The sequence below is a fragment of the Xanthomonas sp. SI genome, assembly GCF_014236855.1.
In the GTDB taxonomy this organism is placed as follows: Bacteria; Pseudomonadota; Gammaproteobacteria; order Xanthomonadales; family Xanthomonadaceae; genus Xanthomonas_A.
In genome coordinates this window covers 2,862,020-2,881,140 of the sequence record NZ_CP051261.1, presented here as the reverse complement: position 1 = coordinate 2,881,140, position 19,121 = coordinate 2,862,020, and the positions used below count along the sequence as shown (strand labels likewise).

The following is a 19,121-nucleotide window of genomic DNA, read 5'->3' as shown; positions in this document are numbered from 1 at the left end:
CGCAGGACGACCGCTCAGTGTGGCGGGCGAATATGCAAGCCAGGCGTCAGCCGCTGCTTTGCCGCGTTCGTGGTGCGCCGAGAGGCCATCGGCCCGATGCCGGTCGCGGCGTTGATCGCAGTGGGCGCGCCGGCGTCGGCCAGGGCCGCGGCGCGTTCGCGACGGCACGCGCCCAGCCAGCTCGGTTTGCCTTCGACACGACCGGTAGGCGTGCAGTGAGGATCGAGCAGCGGCTGCTGCATGCGCCGCCGCGAACCATGGATCGGTTCCGGCACGCACAGGCGGAACCGGCAGCGACTACACGGCGCATGGCGACAACGACGACAGATGCATGAGCGGCTCCGGAATGCGGAAACGCCAGGGGCCACGCTCGGGGTCCTCGCGGATCGGGCTTGCGTACTGCGGGAGTGTCTTGCCAGCGCCGGTGCGGCGGTGGCGAACGATCCCGTCCTGAGCGGACGGGACCCATCTGGGACGAACCCAGACCTTGGCGGTCCTGTCAGCTCGACAGCTGCAGCGTCGGTCTAGGATGACTGTCCAAGGAAGTGGCCTCTGGCCGGGAACGATGGGCGCGAAGTATAGCCAGCAACCGCGGCGCCGCAACGGCGTGTGGCGAATAGCGGCAACGCGCGTTCACTGACCAGCAAGCACCAGCCGTGGCAGCGTCGCCGGCGTCTCGGCCTGGCGCGCGCGCAGCCAGGCTGCCAGCTCGCGCGGCGGCAGCGGCCGCGAGTGCAGATAGCCCTGGATCTCGTCGCAGCCCTGCTCGCGCAGCAGCGCCTCTTCCTGCGCCGTCTCCACGCCCTCGGCCACCACCTGCATGCCCAGCGCATGGCCGAGCTGCACGATCGCCTGGGTGACCTTGGCGGTACCGGTGTCGATGAGCATGTCCTGCACGAAACTGCGGTCGATCTTCAGCCGCTGCACCGGGAAGCGGTTGAGGTAATGCAGGTTGGAGAAGCCGGTGCCGAAGTCGTCCACCGCCAGCAGCACGCCTTCCTGCTCGAACAGTTCGAAGCAGCGGCGCAGCGATTCGGTGTCGCGGATCAGCGCCGATTCGGTCAGTTCCAGTTCCAGCCGCTTGGGCGACCAGCCGTTGCGCTGGCACAGTTCGATCACCCGTTCGGCGAAGCCGCGGTCGCGCAGCTGCATCGCCGAGACGTTGACCGACACGCGGTCGAAACTCAGCCCCGCCGCATCCCAGGCCGCGGCCTGGCGGCAGGCCTCGTTGATCACCCAGTCGCCCAGGCGCACGATCTCGCCGCATTCCTCGGCGATGGGAATGAACTCGGCCGGGTTGCAATGGCCGTGGCCGGGGCGGTGCCAGCGCAACAGCGCCTCGACCGCCGGCGCGCGTTCGCCGGCCGCGTGCACCAACGGCTGGTACACCAGCGAGAACTCCTCGCGGTCCAGCGCGCCATGCAGCGCATGCTCGATCTCCAGGCGCCGCTGCGCGCGCAGCAGCACGTCCTGGCTGTAGTAGTGGCAGGTGTTGCGGCCGGATTCCTTGGCCGCGTACATCGCCGCATCGGCGGCGCGCAGCAGGCTGTCGAAGTCCTGGCGCCCGTCTTCCATCAAGGCGATGCCGATGCTGGCGCCGATCTTGATCACGTTCTCGCCGTTGTGCAGCGGCTCGGCCAGCGCCGCGATCAGCTTGCGCGCGACATGGCCGGCGTCGCCCGGCTCGGCCAGGTCGCGCAGCACCACCAGGAACTCGTCGCCGCTGAAGCGCCCGAACAGGTCGCTGGTGCGCAGTTGCTGGTGCATGCGCGTGGCCGCCAGTTTCAGCAGCGCATCGCCGGTGGCATGGCCGAAGGAATCGTTGATGCTCTTGAACCCGTCCAGGTCGACGAACAGCATCGCCAGGGTGCTGCCGCGCTCCACCGCGTCGTGCATCGCCGCTTCCGCCTGCTCGCGCAGCAGTTGCCGGTTCGGCAGCCCGGTCAGCAGGTCGTAGTGGGCCAGCAGTTCGATCCGCTCGCTGGCCTCGCGTTCGCGGCTGATGTCGCGGAACAGCACCACGAAGCGCGGCGGCAGGCCGTCGCGGTCGTCCAGTTCGATCAGCACCTGCACCCATACCCGGTGCCCGGAGGGCCGATGGAAGCACAGGTCCAGTTGCTCGGGCAGGCCGCCGTGGGCGATCCGCGCCAGCGCCGTTTCGAACGCGTCGCGCGAATCCAGGGTGTACAGCGCCAGCGCCTGGTCCAGGTCGATGTTTTCCTTGCGCAGGCCGTGGATGCGGTAGCACTCCTCGGTCCATTGCATGCGCCGGGTGCCGACCTCGATCTCGCAGCCGCCGATCTTGCCCAGCGCGGAGACGCGGTTGAGCAGTTCGGTGCGCCAGCGGATCAGCGCGTCGGTCTGGCGCTGCTCGGTGATGTTCTGCACCTGGCCGAGCACGCGCTGCACGCGGCCGTCCGCTTCCAGCTGCGGCTGCGCCCACACCCGCAGGTGCAGCGGCGCCTCGCTGCCGCGCACCAGCTCGACCTCGAAATTGGCCTGCTTGCCGTCGCGCTGCATGCGCCGCCAGGTGGAGATCACCTGCGCCGCCGACTCGCGGCTGAGCAGGCGTAGCCAGCCGCGGCTGCTCGGCACCTGCTCCTCGGTCAGGCCGGTAACGCGCAGGAACTCGCGCGACCACCAGATCCGGTTCTGCAGCGGATCCCACGACCAACTGCCCATGCGGGTCATGCGCTGCGCCTCGCGCAGCAGGGTCTGCTGGTCGCGCAGGCGCTGCTCGAGCAGCTTCTGTTCGTGGATGTCGGTATGCGTGCCGACCATGCGCAATGGGCTGCCATCGGCGGTGCGGGCGACGATGCGGCCGCGGTCCAGGATCCAGCGCCACTGGCCGTCCTGCTGGCGCAGCCTGAATTCGCACACGTAGGTCGCGCTGCGGCCTTCGAAATGGGCGCGGATCGCCTCGCGCAGGCGCGTCTGGTCGTCGTTGTGCACCAACGGCAGCAGCGTGTTGAGTCCGTAGTCCGGCGCGTCGCCCTCGTAGCCGAGCATCTGCTTCCAGCGCTCGGAACGGAAGATCCGGTCGCTGGGGATGTCCCAGTCCCACAGGCCGTGTTCGGCGCTGTCCAGGGCGATTTCCCAGCGCGTGGCGCCGTCGCTGCCGACTGGCTCGGGCACGCTCAGGGTATAGGCCAACAGCGCGCCGGCGTCGTCGCGCACCGCGCGCAGCCACCCGTCCAGGCGCCGCCCGGCGGTGCCGGGCAGCGCGCAGGCGAGCATGCTCTCGCCGTTGAGCAGGCGCTCGCGCACGTCGCGCATCAGCTCGGCATAGGCCTCCACCGTGCGCGGCAGCTCCAGCGCCTGCGCGGCCCGGTTCGCGGCCAGCGGCCGCCCTTCGGCGTCCAACAGGACCACGGCCGAGGTGAGCGGATGCTGCAGCAAGCTTGCGATGACGCCTTGATCCACGCCGAGGTGCTCCGTTTCTGCCGCGCTGGTGCTGGCGGACGAAGGAGATAACGGCACCCGGCGGCATTAATTGAGCGCCGGGCCGGCCGTGGCGCCGGGCGCGCTGGGCCGCAATGGCCGCTTGCCGGTAAGATGGCGGTGGACGAATACCGCCGCATCGGGCTGTCGGGGCATGCAACCACAACGCGATCTCTCCCCGACCTCCCCGTCCGCGGGCATGCGTCTGGCGCAGCGGCTGGACCGGGGAATCTGGCGGACCGCACTGCTGTACCTGCTGATCGGCCTGATCTGGTCGCTGGGCAGCGACCTGCTGCTGGTCCGGTTCGTGAACGACACGCACACCCTGGCCGTGCTGCAACTGGTCAACGATGCGGTGTTCCTGCTGTTGACCGCCATCGCCCTGTACTGCCTGCTGCGCCCGCTGGTGCGCGGCGCCGTTCAGGTGCATGCGCAGCTGGCGCTGTCCGAGGCCGGCTACCGGCAGATGTTCCAGGCCAATCCCAGCCCGATGCTGGTCTACGATCCGGAAACGCTGCGGGTGGTGGACGTCAATCCGGCGGCGATCGCCTTTTTCGGCTGGCCGCACGACAGCTTCGTCGGCCTGGAACTGGGCCGGCTATGGCCGGCCGACGCCGCCGAGCGCATGAGCGAGGTGATCCAGGCGATCCGCGACGCCCCCTCCAAGGTCTGCGTGGTGGCCGAGCCGCTGCGCCTGCGCGACGGCAGCCAGCGCATGGTCGAAGCGCGCAGCACAGGCCTGGACTACCGCGGCCGCGGCGCGCGACTGGTGGTGATCAGCGACCGCAGCGCCGAGCACGAGGCACAGCAGCGACGCGATCAGGCGCTGCTGCGGCTGGAGGAAGCGCAGGCGATCGCCCGCCTCGGCTCCTGGCAACTGGACCCGGGCAGCGGCCTGGGCCGCTATTCCGACCAGGTCTACCGGATGCTCGGCCGGCGCGCGCCGGAGGCGCCGCGCCAGCATCGCCTGGAGGAATTGCTGATCCCCGCCGACCTGGCGTCGCAGGCGCGCATCCAGCGCATGCTCGAGGATCTGTGCGGCGCCGCGCCGGTGCAACTGGACATGCTGCTGCCGGTGCTGGCCGCCGACGGCCAGGCGCGCATGCTGCACCTGCGCGCCGAATCGGCCAGCGACGACGATGGCGCGGCCTGCGTGCGCGGCACCCTGCAGGACGTGACCGAGCACGAACGCTCGCGGCGCCTGCTGCACGAGCGCGAGGAGCAGTTCCGCGAACTGGTGCGGGTGCTGCCCGACGGGGTGGCGATCCTGCACCAGGAGCACGTGCTGTACGCCAATGCCGCCTGCGCCGGGCAGTTCGGCTACGAGGGCGAGAACCTGCTCGGCGAACCGCTGCAGGGCCTGGTCTATCCCAGCGATCTGCAGCAGGTGCGCGAGCAGATGCGCGATGCCGGCGACAAGGGCGAGCGCGGCGCCGCCGCGCGCATGCGCCGGCGCGACGGTTCGCTGTTCCATGCCGGGCTGTCGTTCGGCAAGGTGCGCTACAGCGGCCGCGACTGCAAGCTGCTGATCGTGCGCGACCTCAGCGAGCCCGAGCGCATGCGCGACGCGCTGGCGCTGAGCAACCGCGAGCTGCAGGCGATGGCGCGGCGGCTGTTCTCGCTGCAGGAGGACGAGCGCCGCGCGATCTCGCGCGACCTGCACGACGACATCGGCCAGGCGATCACCGCGATGAAACTGTCCGCGCACGCCGCGCTGGACGAAGCCGATGCCGAGCGCCGCCGCGAAGACCTCAACGAGATCGTGCAGCTGGCCGACAGCAGCATCACCAAGCTGCGCAACCTGTCCACCCTGCTGCGCCCGCCGCAGCTGGACGCGCTCGGCCTGGAGGCGGCGCTGCGCTGGCAGGCCGGCATGCTGTTCCGCGCCTCGCCGGTGCGCCTGCAGCTGGAGATCGCCACCCTGCCCGCGCGGCCCAGCGGCGAGGTCGAGCAGGCCTGCTTCCGCATCGCCCAGGAAAGCCTGACCAACGTGCTGCGCCACGCCTGCGCCGGCGAAGTGCGCATGGCGCTGAGCGACGAGCAGCACCGCCAGCTGCGCCTGGAGGTGGTCGACGACGGCGACGGCTTCGATCCGGCCGGACCGCGCGGACTGGGCCTGATCGTGATGCGCGAGCGCGCGCAGAGCGCAGGCGGTACCCTGCAGATCGACACTGCGCCCGGTGCCGGCACGCGGGTGACGCTGTGCCTGCCCTATACGACGGCGGCGACGCCGACGCACCCACCTGGACCCTGAAACGATGTGGAATCCCGCTGTCCCCGTGCCGCCAGACGACGAACTTCCGTCGCGCCTGGGCGCAGGCCACCCCGCGCTGACCGGCATGATCGCCGAGTCGCTGGCCGGCGGGCCGGGGGTGATGCTGCTGCACATCGACATCGACCACTTCGCCTCGATCAACGAGAACATGAGCGCGGAAGTGGGCGACCACGCGCTGGCGCTGCTGGCGCATCGGTTGCAGGCGCACCTGCGCGGGCGCGGCCTGTTGTGGCGCCACGGCAGCGACGAACTGGTCATGGCGGTGCCGCGCACCGCCGACGTGCCGCCGCCGGAGGCCTTCGCCGAAGAGATCCGGCAGCAGATCGAGCTGCCGCTGTCGGTGCTGCCGTACACCTTGTTCATGACCGGCAAGATCGGCGTGAGCCTGTGCCCGGAACACTCCACGCGCCTGTCCACGCTGCTCGACTACGCCGAGGACGCGGTCTACCAGGCCGCGCGCGAAGGCGGCAACATGGTGCGCCTGTACGCGGCCGACGGCCCGCCCAGCGCGCACAGCGAGAGCATCATCTCGCGGCAGATCGTCGATGCGATCCCCAACGGCGAGCTGCGCCTGCGCTACCAGCCGATGGTCAGCGCCCGCGACGGACGCGTGGTCGGCATGGAATCGCTGCTGCGCTGGCAGTCGCCGACGCTGGGCATCCTGGTGCCGGAACGGTTCATGCGCACCGCCGAGCGGCTGGGCGTGATCGTGCAGATCGGCACCTGGGTGATGGAAGGCGCGCTGCGCCAGGCGCGGCTATGGCGCGACCAGGGCTTCGACGACTTCACCATCGCGGTCAACGTCTCCACCTTGCAGCTGCTGCGCCCGACCTTCTTCAACGAAGTGATGTCGGCGCTGCAGGCGGCCGGCGTGCCGCCGCAGATGATGGTGCTGGAGATCAACGAAAGCGCGCTGACCAACAACGTCAACTTCGTCCACGAGACCCTGGCCAACCTGTGCCGCGAAGGCATCAGCCTGAGCCTGGACAACTTCGGCACCGGCGATTCCAGCCTCAGCGCGCTGGTGCGCTATCCGGTGGACAAGCTGAAGATCGACCGCAGCTTCATCAAGAGCGCGCCGGCCGGCAACCGCGAGGCGGCGATCGCCCGCGCCATCATCGCCATGGGCCACCAGCTGGGCATGGTGGTGATCGCCAACGGCGTCGAATCGCAGGCGCAGCTGGGCTTCCTGCGCCGCAACGACTGCGACATCTTCCAGGGCTACCTGTTCGGCGAACCGATGTCGGCCGAGGCCGCGGGCATGGCGCTGCGGCGCCGCTACCTGCGCCCGGAATCGTTCACCGAGACCCGCCCGGACCGCACCCTGCTGCTGCTCGACGACGAGGAGAACGTGCTGCGCTCGCTGGTGCGCCTGTTCCGCCGCGACGGCTACCGGATCCTGGCCGCCGGCAACGTGCGCGACGCCTTCGACCTGCTAGCCACCAACGACGTGCAGGTGATCCTGTCCGACCAGCGCATGTCCGACATGAGCGGCACCGAGTTCCTGGGCCGGGTGAAGATGCTCTACCCCGACACCATCCGCCTGGTGCTATCCGGCTACACCGACCTGGCCACCGTCACCGACGCGATCAACCGCGGCGCGATCTACCGCTTCCTGACCAAGCCCTGGAACGACGACGAACTGCGCGAACACATCCGCCAGGCGTTCCGCACGCACGACGAACAGCGGCGGGATGCTGGGCCCTGACGGGCCGGGATTGGGGATTCGGGATTGGGGATTCGCAAAAGCAGCGATTCCGGCTTTTCCTCGACACGCACGGACTGGAACAGCAAGCGCAAAACCGCTCTTGCGAATCCCCAATCCCGAATCCCCAATCCCGGCTCCTACTTAGGCTGCCGAACCGGAATCACGATCCGGAAGCTGGAGCCCTCGCCGACGGTGCTGGTCACGTCGATGCGGCCGTGGTGCTTGTTGATGATGCCGTAGGAGATCGACAGGCCTAGGCCGGTGCCGCTGCCGACCGGCTTGGTGGTGAAGAACGGGTCGAAGATGCGCTGCAGCAGGTCCGCCGGAATGCCGGCGCCGGAGTCCTTGAACTCGATCCAGACTTCCTCGCCGTCCTGGCCGGTGCTGACCACGATGGTGCCGCGCTCGCCGATCGCCTGGCCGGCGTTGAGCAGCAGGTTCATGTACACCTGGTTGAGCTCGGACGGCAGGCATTCGACCAGCGGCAGGTTGCCGTAGTGGCGGTCCAGGGTGACCTTGTACTTGAGCTCGTTCCAGATGATGTTGATCGTGGACTCGAGCCCGGAATGCAGGTCCACCAGCTTCCAAGATTCCTCGCGGCCGGAGTACGAGAAATCCTTGAGGTCGCGCACGATCCGCGTCACCCGCTCGATGCCTTCGCGCGACTCGGCCATCAGCTGCGGCAGGTCGCGGCTGATGAAGTCGATGTCGAAGCGGTTGCGGATGTCGTCGATTTCCGGGATCAGCGCCTTCGGATCCGGCGCGCGCAGGGCGCGCTCGTAGGCTTCGATCAGGGTGAACAGGCTGCGCAGGTATTCCTGCAGGCTGCCCAGGTTGGAATGCACGTAGCCGATCGGGTTGTTGATCTCGTGGGCGACGCCGGCGGCGAGCTGGCCGATCGAGGCCATCTTCTCCGACTGCAGCAGCTTTTCCTGCGCGCCGTTGAGGCGCAGATAGGCCTGGCGCAACTCGGCGTGGCGCTGTTGCAGTTCCTGTTCGTAGTCCTGCTGGCCTTCGATGCCCTGGATCAGCACCAGAAAGTGGCCATCGTCGCCGTCGGCATGGAAATACAGATGCGCCAGCACCACGTGTTCTTCGGTCGGCAGGCTGCCGCTCCAGCGGCCGTTGCTGCGCGCCTGCGACAGCGCATCGCTGGGCAGCCACTGCGCCAGGCGTTCGCCCAGGGCGCAGTCGTCGAAGACTTCGGCATTGCACAGGTGGCCGCGGGCGGCACTGTTGGCCAGCAGCAGACGGCCGTCGGCGCGGAACAGCACCAGACCTTCGTCGATCAGTTCGCTCAGCGCGAGCAGGCTCTTGCGCGAAGGCAACGGCACCGTGTCGGTGTAATCGGGATCGGCAAAATTCACGAAAGGCAACGGGTAACGAGCGGACGCTCAATATACGCCGATGCCATCGCCAGGTGCGAAGATGCCGGCACATGGCCGGCGGTGCCGCGATCGGCGTCTCAGGCGATCGCCAGCGGGCGGCTCATCCGCAATGTGCTGGACTGGCCCTTGGCATCGTAGGACGAGGCGCTCTCGCTGCGTCCCAGGTGCCGCAGCGCCCAGTTGACCTCGCGCCGCCGCCGCGACAACAACGCGCCGTTGGCGCGGTTGGCGTCGGCCAACTGGCGCAGCAACGACTCGGCCTCGGCACCGGCCGGCACGTTGGCTTCCAGCGCCCGCAGCGCGGCCAGCTTGTCGCTGGTCGCCTGCATCAGGCCTTCCACGTTGTGATCCAACAACGCCTGCCGTTCGCCGGCGAGCGCGTCGCTGAGCTGCTGCAAGGGGTTGGTCACGGTCGTGTTCATGCGCTGAGCTGCTGATCCATCTCCAGCATGCGGCTGGCGATCGCGTCGGGGTTGATCTTGTAGCTGCCGCTCTGCAGCGCGCTGCGCACCGACTCGACGCGGTTGCTGTCCACTGCCGGCGCCGCCGCCAGCTCGCGCTGCAGGCTTTGCAGCCCGGACGCTTCGCCGGTCAGGCGCAGGCTATCGGTTGCGGCCGTGGCGCCCACCGCACTCGTCTTGCCGTCCTCGGACGCGCCGGAGGCGGCCTTGGTGTTGACGGTCGAAGTACGAAGGGTGGCCTGGGTCGGCGAATTCCCTTCAATTTTCTGGCTCATGACGACATCCTGCTACGGGTTCGGTGTAGGTAACGGCCCTACACCGACGAACTTTAGGCCAGATCTCAACGCGTCACAAAAACGTCGCCATTTTGTGACACGGTTCCCTGAACGACGCGGCGAGACGACAGGTTTTCGACGGTCACCCGCTCGTTCTCGCCGCCGTCGCTGAGCGCGCGGCCCGCCATCCGCACTTCCAGCGCGCCGTTGCGCGCCACCAGCGCCACATTGTCGCCGCGCCGCACCAGCCGCTGCGCGACCAGATCGCTGGCCGACAGCAAAGTGCCTGCCGGCAGGGTCCGCCGCACCACCCTGCCGATCGCCGCGGCCGGATCGGTCATTGCCGCACCGACGATCCGCGCCGCGTCGCGCTTCTCGACGACCATATCGGCGGCACCGACGGTTTCTCCAGCGGCCAGGCCGCGGCCCAGCACCAGCACGTTCTGCAGGCGCCGCACCTTGACCGGCACGAACAGGCGCCAGCCGGCCTCGCGCGGGCAACTCACTTCCACCGTCGTGGTTCCGGTCGGCTGCGCCTGCAACGACACCGGACACAGCGGCACACGCACCGACGGGTCCAGGGTCGCCTCGGCTTCGGCATCGGGGCCAAGGGTGGACAGCGCCGCGGCGCGGATCGACTCCACCGGTTGGAATTCCGCGGCCCAGGCCGGCATCGCCGCCAGCAGGACCACTAACAGGATCAGGCGCATGGCCATCTCTCTAATGAAGGTGTCGCCAGTCCCATGCAAAGCCCGTGCCGCAATTCGCACCCCGCGCGCCGACAGCCCGGCCTCAAGTTCCGCCGCGAAGGCGCCGATATGAACCCCATGTCTCATGACCTGCTCAACCGAATCGACCAGCGCACCCGCTTGGCGGGCCACAATCGGCTTGCCCTGCTGCTGTTCCGGCTGGGCGGCCGTCAGCTTTTTGGCGTGAACGTCTTCAAGGTGCAGGAAGTGCTGCGCCGGCCGGAGCTATTCCAGGTGCCAGGGCTGCCACTGCAATTCTCCGGGGTCGCCGATGTGCGCGGCCGTTCGGTGCCGGTGCTCGACCTGGGCCTGGCGATCGGCCATCCGGAACGCGAGACGCAGGCCGACAAGGCGCCCGGCTACCTGGTGGTCACCGAGTTCAACCGCTCGGTGCAGGGCTTCCTGGTCAGCGGCGTGGAGCGCATCGTCAACATCGCGGTGGAGGACATCCATCCGCCGCCGGAACTGGGTGCCGAATCCAGCTACCTGACCGCGGTGACCCGCTTCCAGGGCGAACTGATCCAGGTCATCGACGTGGAAAGCGTGCTGGCCGACATCGCCCAGAACCGCACCGAGGCGCTGATCGACCCGGCACTGGCGCTCACCGGCTCGCAGCTGCAGGTGCTGGTGGTGGACGACTCGCGTGTGGCGCGGCAACAGATCCGCAGCGTGCTCGACCAGCTCGGGGTCGGCGCCACCCTGCTGTCCGACGGCCGCCAGGCCCTGGACCATCTCTTGCAGATCCATGCGGGCGGCGAGAATCCGGCCGAGCGCTACGCCATGGTGATCTCCGACATCGAGATGCCGGCGATGGACGGCTATACGCTGACGACGGAAATCCGGCGCCACCCCGGCCTGGCCGGCCTGTACGTGCTGCTGCACACCTCGCTGTCGGGGGTGTTCAACAACGCCATGGTCGAGCGTGTCGGCGCCAACGCCTTCGTCGCCAAGTACAGCCCGCACGAACTGGCCGACTACGTGCTGGCGCGGCTGCGGGTGGTCGCCGAGGCCCAGGCCGCCTAGCGTTCCGCGGTGCCCGGCGCGACGCCGGGCACCCAGCAGCACGCCTTCCGCCGCAATGGCGAAGGCCGTTCCCCGCGCCGCACGGCGCGCGCATCCCGGTTCTGGCACAGACCTTGCCTGTACTCCTGCAACGAACCGCGGGAGCGCGCCATGCCCAATCTGATTTCATCCTACCTAGGTGTCCACGGCGACGCCCTGCCGCTGCGCGAGCAACGGATGAAGCTGATCGCCAGCAACCTCAGCAATGTCGACACGCCCGGCTACAAGGCGCAGGACCTGGATTTCGACGCGGCGATGCGCGCCGCGCAGGGCCAGCGCGACGGCAGCCAGATGCAGGTCACCGACGGCCGCCACATCGCGGTCGGCGGCACCGGCAACGGGCTCAATCCGTTCCAGGTCACCCGCGAGGCCAACCAGCCCAGCCTCGACGGCAATACCGTCGATGCGGACACCGAACGCGCCGCCTACGGCCGCGCCGCGCTGGAATACCGCGCCTCGCTGAGCTTCGTCGAATCCAAGGTGCGCAGCATGCTCACCGCGATCACAGGCCAATAAGCATGAGCAATCTGCCGATTTTCGACGTCGCCGGCTCCGCGCTGCAAGCGCAGTCGGTGCGCCTGAGCACCATCGCCAGCAACCTGGCCAACGCCGATTCGGTGGCCGGGTCGGCCGAAGCGGCCTACAAGCCGATCGAGCCGATCTTCCAGGCGGTGCGCAACCCGCACGACAGCAGCCTGACCGCGGTCAACGTCAAGGAAATCACCCAGAGCAAGGATCCGCCGATCAAGCGCTACGAGCCCGGCCATCCGCTCGCCGACGCCGACGGCTACATCTACTCGCCGGACGTGGACCCGGTATCGCAGATGGTCAACCTGATCTCCGCCTCGCGCAATTACCAGGCAGGCGTGGAAGTCCTCAACACCGCCAAGGAACTGGCGTTGGCCACCTTGTCCATGGGCCGCTGAGCCCCCTCTCCCGCCGCCTAACGGCCTAGGACGTACCGATGAGCACCGTTTCCAGCGATATCTATTCCAGCCTCGGATTGACCGGTTCCAGCACCAGCAAGACCACCGACAACAAGTCGTCGTCGCTGAACCAGGCCGACTTCCTGAAGCTGATGACCGAGCAATTGCAGCACCAGGACCCGCTCAAGCCGATGGACAACAGCCAGATGGTCTCGCAGATGGCGCAGCTGTCCACCGTGCAGGGCATCGGCGACCTCAACAAGACCGTGACCGCGCTGTCCAGTTCGATGAGCACCGACCAGATCCTGCGTGGCGCGCAGCTGGTCGGACACAAGGTGCTGGTGCCGTCGGCGACGATGCCGCTGGGCAGCGAAGGCGGCGCCACCGGCGTGATCGCCGCGCCCGGCGCCGGCATCGTCAACCTCACCGTCACCGACGCCAACGGCAACGCGGTCAAGCAGATCAGCGTCAGCGCCAGCAAGGCCGGCGAAGTCAATTTCAGTTGGGATGGCACCAACACCGCCGGCGAGCGCATGCCGGCCGGCGCCTACGGCGTCACCGCCACGCATACCGACAGCAAGGGCACCAACACCGCGCTGTCCACCTACGTCCAGGCCCCGGTCGAGAGCGCCACCATCGGCTCGGACGGCATCTACCTCGACCTGACCGGGCTGGGCACCGCCCCGCTCGCCAACGTGCTCCGCGTCAGCTGAGCCGGCCAATCCACAGGAGTCCACCATGGGTTTCAATACTTCGCTGTCCGGTATCAAAGCGGCCAACTCCGACCTCAACGTCACCGCCAACAACATCGCCAACGTCAACACCACCGGCTTCAAGGAATCGCGCGCCGAGTTCGCCGACCTGTTCTCCGCCACCGGCTACGGCCTGGCGCGCAACGCGATCGGCGCCGGCGTGCGGGTCAGCAACGTCGCCCAGCAGTTCTCGCAGGGCAACGTCGACCCGACCGGGCGCAACCTGGACCTGGCGATCTCCGGCGACGGCTTCTTCACCCTGACCAACAACGGCGCCAAGGTGTATTCGCGCGCCGGCAACTTCCAGACCGACGACAACGGCTACGTGGTCAACCCGCAGGGCGCCAAGCTGCAGGTGTTCCCGCCGGCGGCCAACGGCAACGGCTTCGCGGTCGGCACCCTGACCGACCTGCAGTTGCTGACCACCGACAGCTCGCCCAAGCAGAGCGAGACGGTGAACCTGATGTTCACCCTGCCCGGCAATGCCAGCGCGCCGACCGTGACCACCTTCTCGCCGAGCGACGCCAACAGCTACAACCACTCCACCGGCGGCATCACCGTCTACGACTCGCTGGGCGTCAGCCACACCCAGACCTCGTATTTCGTCAAGACCGGCAACGCCAACGAGTGGCAGGTGCACAACTACGTCGACGGTACCGCGGTCGGCACCCCGACCACGATCCAGTTCGACGGCAACGGCAAGCTCACCACGCCCGCCGACGGCAGGATCGCGCTGAGCACGTTCACCCCCAGCACCGGCGCCGGCACCCTCAACCTGACCCTGGACGTGAGCGGCTCGACCCAGTACGGCGAGGCGTTCGCGTTGCGCGACGCGCGCCAGGACGGTTACGCCAGCGGCAAGCTCAACTCGATCAGCATCGATGCCAACGGCGTGGTCTACGCGCGCTACTCCAACAACGCCGACAAGGCGCTGGGCCAGGTGGCGATGACCAACTTCGTCAATCCGCAGGGGCTGAGCTCGCTCGGCGACAACGTGTGGGCGGAAAGCTCGGCCTCGGGCAACGCGCGCACCGGTGCGCCGGGCACCTCGGATTTCGGCGGCGTCCAGTCCGGCGCGCTGGAAGCCTCGACCGTCGACCTGACCGAGCAGCTGGTCAACATGATCGTCGCGCAGCGCAACTTCCAGGCCAACTCGCAGATGATCTCGACCCAGGATCAGGTCACGCAGACCATCATCAATATCCGTTGATGACCGCCGGGAATCGGGAACAGGGAATCGGGAATCGTAAACGCGGTTCCCGGCGCCGAGCTTCCGCTTTCCTCCATTCCCGATTCTCTATTCCCGGTTCCCATCCATGGACAAAGCACTCTACGTCGCCATGACCGGCGCCCGCGCCTCGCTGCAGGCGCAGGGCACGGTCTCGCACAATCTGGCCAACGTCGATACCGCCGGTTTCAAGGCGGCATTGGCCAATACCGAGGCGTTCCGCATCAAGGGCGCCGGCTATCCGTCGCGGATCGATGCGCTGCACATCGACCAGGGCTTCAATCGCGATGTCGGCGCGCAGCAGGTGACCGGCAATGCGCTGGACGTCTCGCTCAGCGCCGACAACTGGCTGGCGGTGCAGGCCAGCGACGGCAAGGAGGCGTACACACGCGGCGGCGAACTGGCAGTGACCCCGAACGGCCAGCTGGTCACCTCCAGCGGCCGCGCGGTGCTCGACGACCAGGGCAATCCGATGGCGATCCCGCCGCACCAGTCGCTGGAGATCGGCGAGGACGGCTCGGTGTCGATCGTGCCGCTGGGCGAAGGCCCGCAGGCGATGGCCGTGGTCGGCAAGATGAAGGTGGTGCAGGCGCCGGCCGAACGCCTGGAACGCCGCCCCGACGGGCTGATGCGCAACATCAGCGACGATCCGACCCAGGCCTTCGCCCTGGCCACCGGCAGCGCGGTCCACACCGGCGCGCTGGAGGGCAGCAACGTCGATGCGGCCGGCGCGCTGGTGCAGATGATCCAGCTGCAGCGCCAGTTCGAGATGCAGGTGAAGGTGATCAAGCACGGCGACGAGAACGCGCAGTCGGCCAACACCATGCTGCGCCTGAACGGCTAAGCCCGCCACGGGCGCCGCGCCGCTGCCGACGAAAAGCCGGCGCATTTGTGGCACGGCACATGCATCAGTCCCCCTGCCCCTCGCGGATCTGGGGGCCACCATCAGAGGAATCGGGTCATGAATCAGGCTTTGTGGGTCGCCAAGACCGGACTGGATGCGCAGCAGACGCGCATGTCGGTCGTGTCCAACAACCTGGCCAACACCAACACCACCGGCTTCAAGCGCGATCGCGCCAGCTTCGAGGACCTGCTGTACCAACAGGTGCGTCAGCCTGGCGGTGCGACTTCGGCGCAGACGCAGTTGCCCTCGGGCCTGCAGCTGGGTACCGGCGTGCGCGTGGTGTCCACCTCGAAGGATTTCGAGCAGGGCAATCCGCAGCAGACCGGCCGCGCGCTGGACGTGATGGTCAACGGCCGCGGCTTCTTCGAAGTGCAGATGCCCGACGGCACCTCGGCCTACACCCGCGACGGCAGCTTCCAGATCAACTCGCAGGGTGAGCTGGTCACCAACAGCGGCTATGCGATCCAGCCCGGCATCCAAGTCCCGGAAGGCGCGCAGTCGCTGACCATCGGCACCGACGGCACGGTCAGCGTGCAGGTCGCCGGCACCGCCGCGGCGCTGGAGATCGGTTCGTTGACGCTGACCGATTTCATCAATCCCTCGGGCCTGCAGGCCAAGGGCGGAAACCTGTATGCGGAAACCGCCGCCTCCGGCCCGGCGCAGAACGGCACGCCCGGCCTCAATGGCCTCGGCACCACCGTGCAGGCCTCGCTGGAAGGCAGCAACGTCAACGTGGTCGAGGAGCTGGTCAGCATGATCGAGACCCAGCGCGCCTACGAAATGAACGCCAAGGCGATCTCCACCACCGATTCGATGCTCGGCTATCTGAACAACAACGTCTGATCCCGACACTTCTTCTGGAAACCGCCATGTCGCGTCCGTTCTCCTTCTCTCTCATCGCTGCGCTGGTCCTGCCCACGCTGCTCGGCGGCTGCGCCGGCCTGGGCATCGCCGCCGGCGACGTGCGCCCGTACGCGCCGATGGCGCCGATCGTGCCGGTGGTGGCGCAGGCCGCGCAGCCGACCGCCGGGGCCATCTATGCCGCCGGCCCGAGCCTGTCGCTGTATTCGGACCGTCGCGCGCGCGACGTCGGCGACCTGCTGACCATCATCCTGGTCGAAAGCACCAACGCCAGCACCACCGCCAATACCAGCATCACCAAGAAGGACGCGGTGACCATGGCCACGCCGACCCTGCTCGGCGCGCCGCTGACGGTCAACGGCGTCAACGTGCTGAACAATTCCACCAGCGGCGACCGCAGCTTCGCCGGCAAGGGCAACACCGCGCAGAGCAACACCATGCAGGGCAGCATCACCGTGACCGTGATGCAGCGCCTGCCCAACGGCAACCTGGTGATCCAGGGGCAGAAGAACCTGCGCCTGAACCAGGGCGACGAACTGGTGCAGGTGCAAGGCATCGTGCGCGCCGCCGACATCGCACCGGACAACACCATTCCTTCCAGCAAGGTCGCCGACGCGCGCATCGCCTACGGCGGCCGCGGCGCCGTCGCCCAATCCAACGCGATGGGCTGGCTGAGCCGCTTCTTCAACTCGCGCATCTCGCCGTACTGAGGCCTGCCATGAACCTTCTGTCCCTGTCCTGCCGCCTGCTCGCCGCGTTCGCGCTGTGCGCCGGCCTGGCCGCCCCGGCCGCCGCCGAACGCATCAAGGACCTGGCCCAGGTCGGCGGCGTGCGCGGCAACGCGCTGGTCGGCTACGGCCTGGTGGTCGGCCTGGACGGCAGCGGCGACCGCACCAGCCAGGCGCCCTTCACCGTGCAGAGCCTGAAGAACATGCTCGGCGAGTTGGGCGTCAACGTGCCGTCGAACGTCAATCCGCAGCTGAAGAACGTGGCCGCGGTGGCGATCCACGCCGAACTGCCGCCGTTCGCCAAGCCCGGCCAGCCGATCGACATCACCGTGTCCTCGATCGGCAACGCGGTGTCGCTGCGCGGCGGTTCGCTGCTGATGGCGCCGCTGAAGGGCGCCGACGGCCAGGTCTACGCGATCGCCCAGGGCAGCCTGATCGTCGGCGGCTTCGGCGCGCAAGGCAAGGACGGCTCGCGGATCTCGGTCAACGTGCCCAGCGTCGGCCGCATTCCCAACGGCGCCACGGTGGAACGTGCGTTGCCGGACGTGTTCGGCAGCAGCGGCGAGATCACCCTGAACCTGCACCAGAACGATTTCACCACGGTGTCGCGGATGGTCGCGGCGCTGGAGAGCACCTTCGGCCCCGGCAGTGCGCACGCCGTCGACGGCGGCACCGTCGCGGTGCGTTCGCCCACCGACCCGAGCGCGCGCATCGGCCTGCTGGCACGGATCGAGAACGTGGAACTGTCGCCGGGCGCGGCGCCGGCCAAGGTGGTGGTCAATGCCCGCACCGGCACCGTGGTGATCGGCGCGCAGGTGCGGGTCAGCCCGGCGGCGATCTCGCACGGCTCGCTGACCGTCACCATCAGCGAAGGCACCCAGGTCAGCCAGCCCAACGCGCTGAGCAACGGCCAGACCGTGGCCTCGCCGAAATCCACCATCACCGCCACCAACGAAGGCAGCCGCATGTTCAAGTTCGAGGGCGGCACCTCGCTGGACCAGATCGTGCGCGCGGTCAACGAAGTCGGCGCCGCGCCGGGCGACCTGATCGCGATCCTGGAAGCACTGAAGCAGGCCGGCGCGCTGAGCGCGGAGCTAGAGGTCATCTGACATGCGCATCTCGGCCTCCCCCATCGAACTGAACGCGACCACCCAGAACGATCCTGCGCGGATCGACAAGGTGTCGCGCCAGTTGGAAGGACAGTTCGCGAACCTGCTGGTCAAGAGCATGCGCGACGCCAGCTTCGGCGATTCCCTGTTCCCGGGCGAGAACCAGACCTTTCGCGACATGTACGACCAGCAGATGGCCAAGGCGCTGACCGAGGGCAAGGGGCTGGGCCTGGCGGCGATGATCGCCAAGCAACTGGGCGGCGGCAAGAGCGCCGACGCGCCGGCCACCAACACGTCCATCGGTGCCGCCTCGATCGGCGCCGCGCAGGCGGCCAAGGCGTATTCGCTGGTATCCGGCCAGGGCGGCGGCAGCGCCGGCAACAGCGCCAGCGCCGGTGCTTCTGCGCTTGCCGATAGCGGCGCGGTCGCCGGCGTCGGCGCCGCTGCCTGGGGTGGCCTGGACGCCGACGCGCCGCAGCACCAGGTCTCACGCGTGCTCGACCTGATCGCCGGCCGCGAGACCAGCGCCATGCACGAAGCGATCGGCAGCAATCCTGCCGACGGCAGCGCCAGCCTGGCCTGGACCGGTGCGGACGACCGCTGGTCGGATCTGGCGACGACGGCGGCCGACGACAGCGTCGGCATCGATGCCAGCGCCAGCGCCGCCGCCAAGGCGGCCGCGGCCAGCCTCGGCGAGCGCACTCCGGAAGGCTTCGTCGCGCAGATCTGGACCCATGCGCAGAAAGCGGCCAAGGAATTGGGCGTGGATGCGCGGGCGCTGGTCGCGCAGGCCGCGCTGGAGACCGGCTGGGGCCGCCGCGGCATTTCCCGCGGCGACGGCGCCAGCTCCAACAACCTGTTCGGGATCAAGGCCACCGGCTGGAGCGGCGAGCGCGTCACCACCGGCACCCACGAATACGTGGGTGGGGTCAAGCAATCGCAGACCGCCGATTTCCGCGCCTACGCCTCGCCGGCCGAAAGTTTCGCCGACTACGTGCGCCTGTTGAAGACCAATCCGCGCTACCAGCAAGCGCTCAATGCCGGCACCAACATCCATGGTTTCGCCCAGGGCCTGCAGCGTGCCGGCTATGCCACCGATCCGTCCTACGCGGCCAAGATCGCCGCGATCGCCGGCGGCCCGACCATCGGCCGCGCCGTCGCCGCGATCGGCAACGCCGCCGCCAGCGGCATCGAACGCGCGTTCGCCAGCACTTCCGATCCGTCCAACAGCGTCCTGCGCTGAGGTAGCCGCCC

18 protein-coding genes are annotated in these 19,121 nt (G+C 68.5%); 12 read left to right on the top strand and 6 right to left on the bottom strand.

Translation table 11 applies throughout. The annotated features are described in order from the left end of the window. Positions 1–14: 14 nt before the first annotated feature. Both HEP75_RS11955 and HEP75_RS11950 read right to left on the bottom strand, forming a co-directional pair. Positions 15–242, bottom strand: a complete 228-nt coding sequence (locus HEP75_RS11955) for a hypothetical protein (RefSeq protein WP_185823675.1) — start codon at positions 240–242, stop codon at positions 15–17. 391 nt (positions 243–633) lie between these two features. Then, entirely contained in the window at positions 634–3,423 is a 2,790-nt protein-coding gene (locus HEP75_RS11950; protein ID WP_185823674.1) for a bifunctional diguanylate cyclase/phosphodiesterase, read from the bottom strand. A gap of 172 nt (positions 3,424–3,595) precedes the next feature. On the opposite strand from HEP75_RS11950, the gene HEP75_RS11945 reads away from it, so the two are divergent. Then, positions 3,596–5,695: a PAS domain S-box protein gene (locus HEP75_RS11945; protein ID WP_255423838.1), complete on the top strand. Its 2,100-nt coding sequence runs from the start codon at positions 3,596–3,598 to the stop codon at positions 5,693–5,695. A gap of 4 nt (positions 5,696–5,699) precedes the next feature. Further along, positions 5,700–7,424, top strand: coding sequence for an EAL domain-containing protein (locus HEP75_RS11940; protein WP_185812884.1), 1,725 nt, complete (start codon positions 5,700–5,702; stop codon positions 7,422–7,424). Positions 7,425–7,561: 137 nt separating this feature from the next. Here HEP75_RS11940 and HEP75_RS11935 read toward each other — a convergent pair whose 3' ends face one another. The 4 genes from HEP75_RS11935 to flgA all read right to left on the bottom strand — a co-directional run bounded on the left by HEP75_RS11935 (position 7,562) and on the right by flgA (position 10,258). Further along, positions 7,562–8,758 carry an ATP-binding protein gene (locus tag HEP75_RS11935; protein WP_255423790.1) on the bottom strand — a complete coding sequence of 399 codons (1,197 nt, stop codon included), beginning with the start codon at positions 8,756–8,758 and terminating at the stop codon, positions 7,562–7,564. 131 nt (positions 8,759–8,889) lie between these two features. Next, positions 8,890–9,234, bottom strand: a complete 345-nt coding sequence (locus tag HEP75_RS11930) for a flagellar protein FlgN (RefSeq protein WP_185812886.1) — start codon at positions 9,232–9,234, stop codon at positions 8,890–8,892. Beyond that, complete coding sequence (gene flgM, locus HEP75_RS11925) at positions 9,231–9,548, bottom strand: flagellar biosynthesis anti-sigma factor FlgM (protein ID WP_185823672.1); 318 nt, start codon at positions 9,546–9,548, stop codon at positions 9,231–9,233. Before flgM ends, HEP75_RS11930 begins: the two co-directional genes overlap by 4 nt. A gap of 65 nt (positions 9,549–9,613) precedes the next feature. Beyond that, on the bottom strand, positions 9,614–10,258 hold the full coding sequence (flgA, locus tag HEP75_RS11920) for a flagellar basal body P-ring formation chaperone FlgA (protein WP_185812888.1): 645 nt from the start codon (positions 10,256–10,258) through the stop codon (positions 9,614–9,616). Positions 10,259–10,375: 117 nt separating this feature from the next. On the opposite strand from flgA, the gene HEP75_RS11915 reads away from it, so the two are divergent. The 10 genes from HEP75_RS11915 (at position 10,376) to flgJ (ending at position 19,110) form a co-directional block, all read left to right on the top strand. Next, positions 10,376–11,320, top strand: coding sequence for a chemotaxis protein (locus HEP75_RS11915; RefSeq protein ID WP_185812889.1), 945 nt, complete (start codon positions 10,376–10,378; stop codon positions 11,318–11,320). Positions 11,321–11,470: 150 nt separating this feature from the next. After that, complete coding sequence (flgB, locus tag HEP75_RS11910) at positions 11,471–11,875, top strand: flagellar basal body rod protein FlgB (RefSeq protein WP_185812890.1); 405 nt, start codon at positions 11,471–11,473, stop codon at positions 11,873–11,875. A 2-nt stretch (positions 11,876–11,877) separates the two neighbouring features. Then, positions 11,878–12,285 carry a flagellar basal body rod protein FlgC gene (gene flgC, locus HEP75_RS11905; RefSeq protein ID WP_145708233.1) on the top strand — a complete coding sequence of 136 codons (408 nt, stop codon included), beginning with the start codon at positions 11,878–11,880 and terminating at the stop codon, positions 12,283–12,285. Between the two features lie 38 nt (positions 12,286–12,323). Continuing rightward, positions 12,324–12,998 (top strand): flagellar hook capping FlgD N-terminal domain-containing protein, encoded by a 675-nt coding sequence (locus HEP75_RS11900; RefSeq protein WP_185820139.1) that lies wholly within the window; start codon positions 12,324–12,326, stop codon positions 12,996–12,998. Positions 12,999–13,023: 25 nt separating this feature from the next. Continuing rightward, positions 13,024–14,247 (top strand): flagellar hook protein FlgE, encoded by a 1,224-nt coding sequence (gene flgE, locus HEP75_RS11895; protein ID WP_185812892.1) that lies wholly within the window; start codon positions 13,024–13,026, stop codon positions 14,245–14,247. Between the two features lie 106 nt (positions 14,248–14,353). Beyond that, positions 14,354–15,109, top strand: a complete 756-nt coding sequence (locus HEP75_RS11890) for a flagellar basal body rod protein FlgF (protein WP_145708224.1) — start codon at positions 14,354–14,356, stop codon at positions 15,107–15,109. Positions 15,110–15,226: 117 nt separating this feature from the next. Continuing rightward, positions 15,227–16,012, top strand: coding sequence for a flagellar basal-body rod protein FlgG (gene flgG, locus HEP75_RS11885; RefSeq protein ID WP_185812893.1), 786 nt, complete (start codon positions 15,227–15,229; stop codon positions 16,010–16,012). A gap of 26 nt (positions 16,013–16,038) precedes the next feature. Then, complete coding sequence (gene flgH, locus HEP75_RS11880) at positions 16,039–16,740, top strand: flagellar basal body L-ring protein FlgH (RefSeq protein ID WP_185823671.1); 702 nt, start codon at positions 16,039–16,041, stop codon at positions 16,738–16,740. Between the two features lie 8 nt (positions 16,741–16,748). Beyond that, positions 16,749–17,867, top strand: a complete 1,119-nt coding sequence (locus tag HEP75_RS11875; protein ID WP_185812895.1) for a flagellar basal body P-ring protein FlgI — start codon at positions 16,749–16,751, stop codon at positions 17,865–17,867. A gap of 1 nt (position 17,868) precedes the next feature. Continuing rightward, positions 17,869–19,110: a flagellar assembly peptidoglycan hydrolase FlgJ gene (flgJ, locus tag HEP75_RS11870; protein WP_185823670.1), complete on the top strand. Its 1,242-nt coding sequence runs from the start codon at positions 17,869–17,871 to the stop codon at positions 19,108–19,110. Positions 19,111–19,121: the final 11 nt, after the last annotated feature.

What these genes read in the sequence shown, in the direction of transcription:
- HEP75_RS11955 (WP_185823675.1), bottom strand. Translation starts at nt 242, where the DNA reads ATGCAGCAGCCGCTGCTCGATCCTCACTGCACGCCTACCGGTCGTGTC.
- HEP75_RS11945 (WP_255423838.1), top strand. Translation starts at nt 3,596, where the DNA reads ATGCAACCACAACGCGATCTCTCCCCGACCTCCCCGTCCGCGGGCATG.
- HEP75_RS11940 (WP_185812884.1), top strand. Translation starts at nt 5,700, where the DNA reads ATGTGGAATCCCGCTGTCCCCGTGCCGCCAGACGACGAACTTCCGTCG.
- HEP75_RS11930 (WP_185812886.1), bottom strand. Translation starts at nt 9,234, where the DNA reads ATGAACACGACCGTGACCAACCCCTTGCAGCAGCTCAGCGACGCGCTC.
- flgM (WP_185823672.1), bottom strand. Translation starts at nt 9,548, where the DNA reads ATGAGCCAGAAAATTGAAGGGAATTCGCCGACCCAGGCCACCCTTCGT.
- flgA (WP_185812888.1), bottom strand. Translation starts at nt 10,258, where the DNA reads ATGCGCCTGATCCTGTTAGTGGTCCTGCTGGCGGCGATGCCGGCCTGG.
- HEP75_RS11915 (WP_185812889.1), top strand. Translation starts at nt 10,376, where the DNA reads ATGTCTCATGACCTGCTCAACCGAATCGACCAGCGCACCCGCTTGGCG.
- flgB (WP_185812890.1), top strand. Translation starts at nt 11,471, where the DNA reads ATGCCCAATCTGATTTCATCCTACCTAGGTGTCCACGGCGACGCCCTG.
- flgC (WP_145708233.1), top strand. Translation starts at nt 11,878, where the DNA reads ATGAGCAATCTGCCGATTTTCGACGTCGCCGGCTCCGCGCTGCAAGCG.
- HEP75_RS11900 (WP_185820139.1), top strand. Translation starts at nt 12,324, where the DNA reads ATGAGCACCGTTTCCAGCGATATCTATTCCAGCCTCGGATTGACCGGT.
- flgE (WP_185812892.1), top strand. Translation starts at nt 13,024, where the DNA reads ATGGGTTTCAATACTTCGCTGTCCGGTATCAAAGCGGCCAACTCCGAC.
- HEP75_RS11890 (WP_145708224.1), top strand. Translation starts at nt 14,354, where the DNA reads ATGGACAAAGCACTCTACGTCGCCATGACCGGCGCCCGCGCCTCGCTG.
- flgG (WP_185812893.1), top strand. Translation starts at nt 15,227, where the DNA reads ATGAATCAGGCTTTGTGGGTCGCCAAGACCGGACTGGATGCGCAGCAG.
- flgH (WP_185823671.1), top strand. Translation starts at nt 16,039, where the DNA reads ATGTCGCGTCCGTTCTCCTTCTCTCTCATCGCTGCGCTGGTCCTGCCC.
- HEP75_RS11875 (WP_185812895.1), top strand. Translation starts at nt 16,749, where the DNA reads ATGAACCTTCTGTCCCTGTCCTGCCGCCTGCTCGCCGCGTTCGCGCTG.
- flgJ (WP_185823670.1), top strand. Translation starts at nt 17,869, where the DNA reads ATGCGCATCTCGGCCTCCCCCATCGAACTGAACGCGACCACCCAGAAC.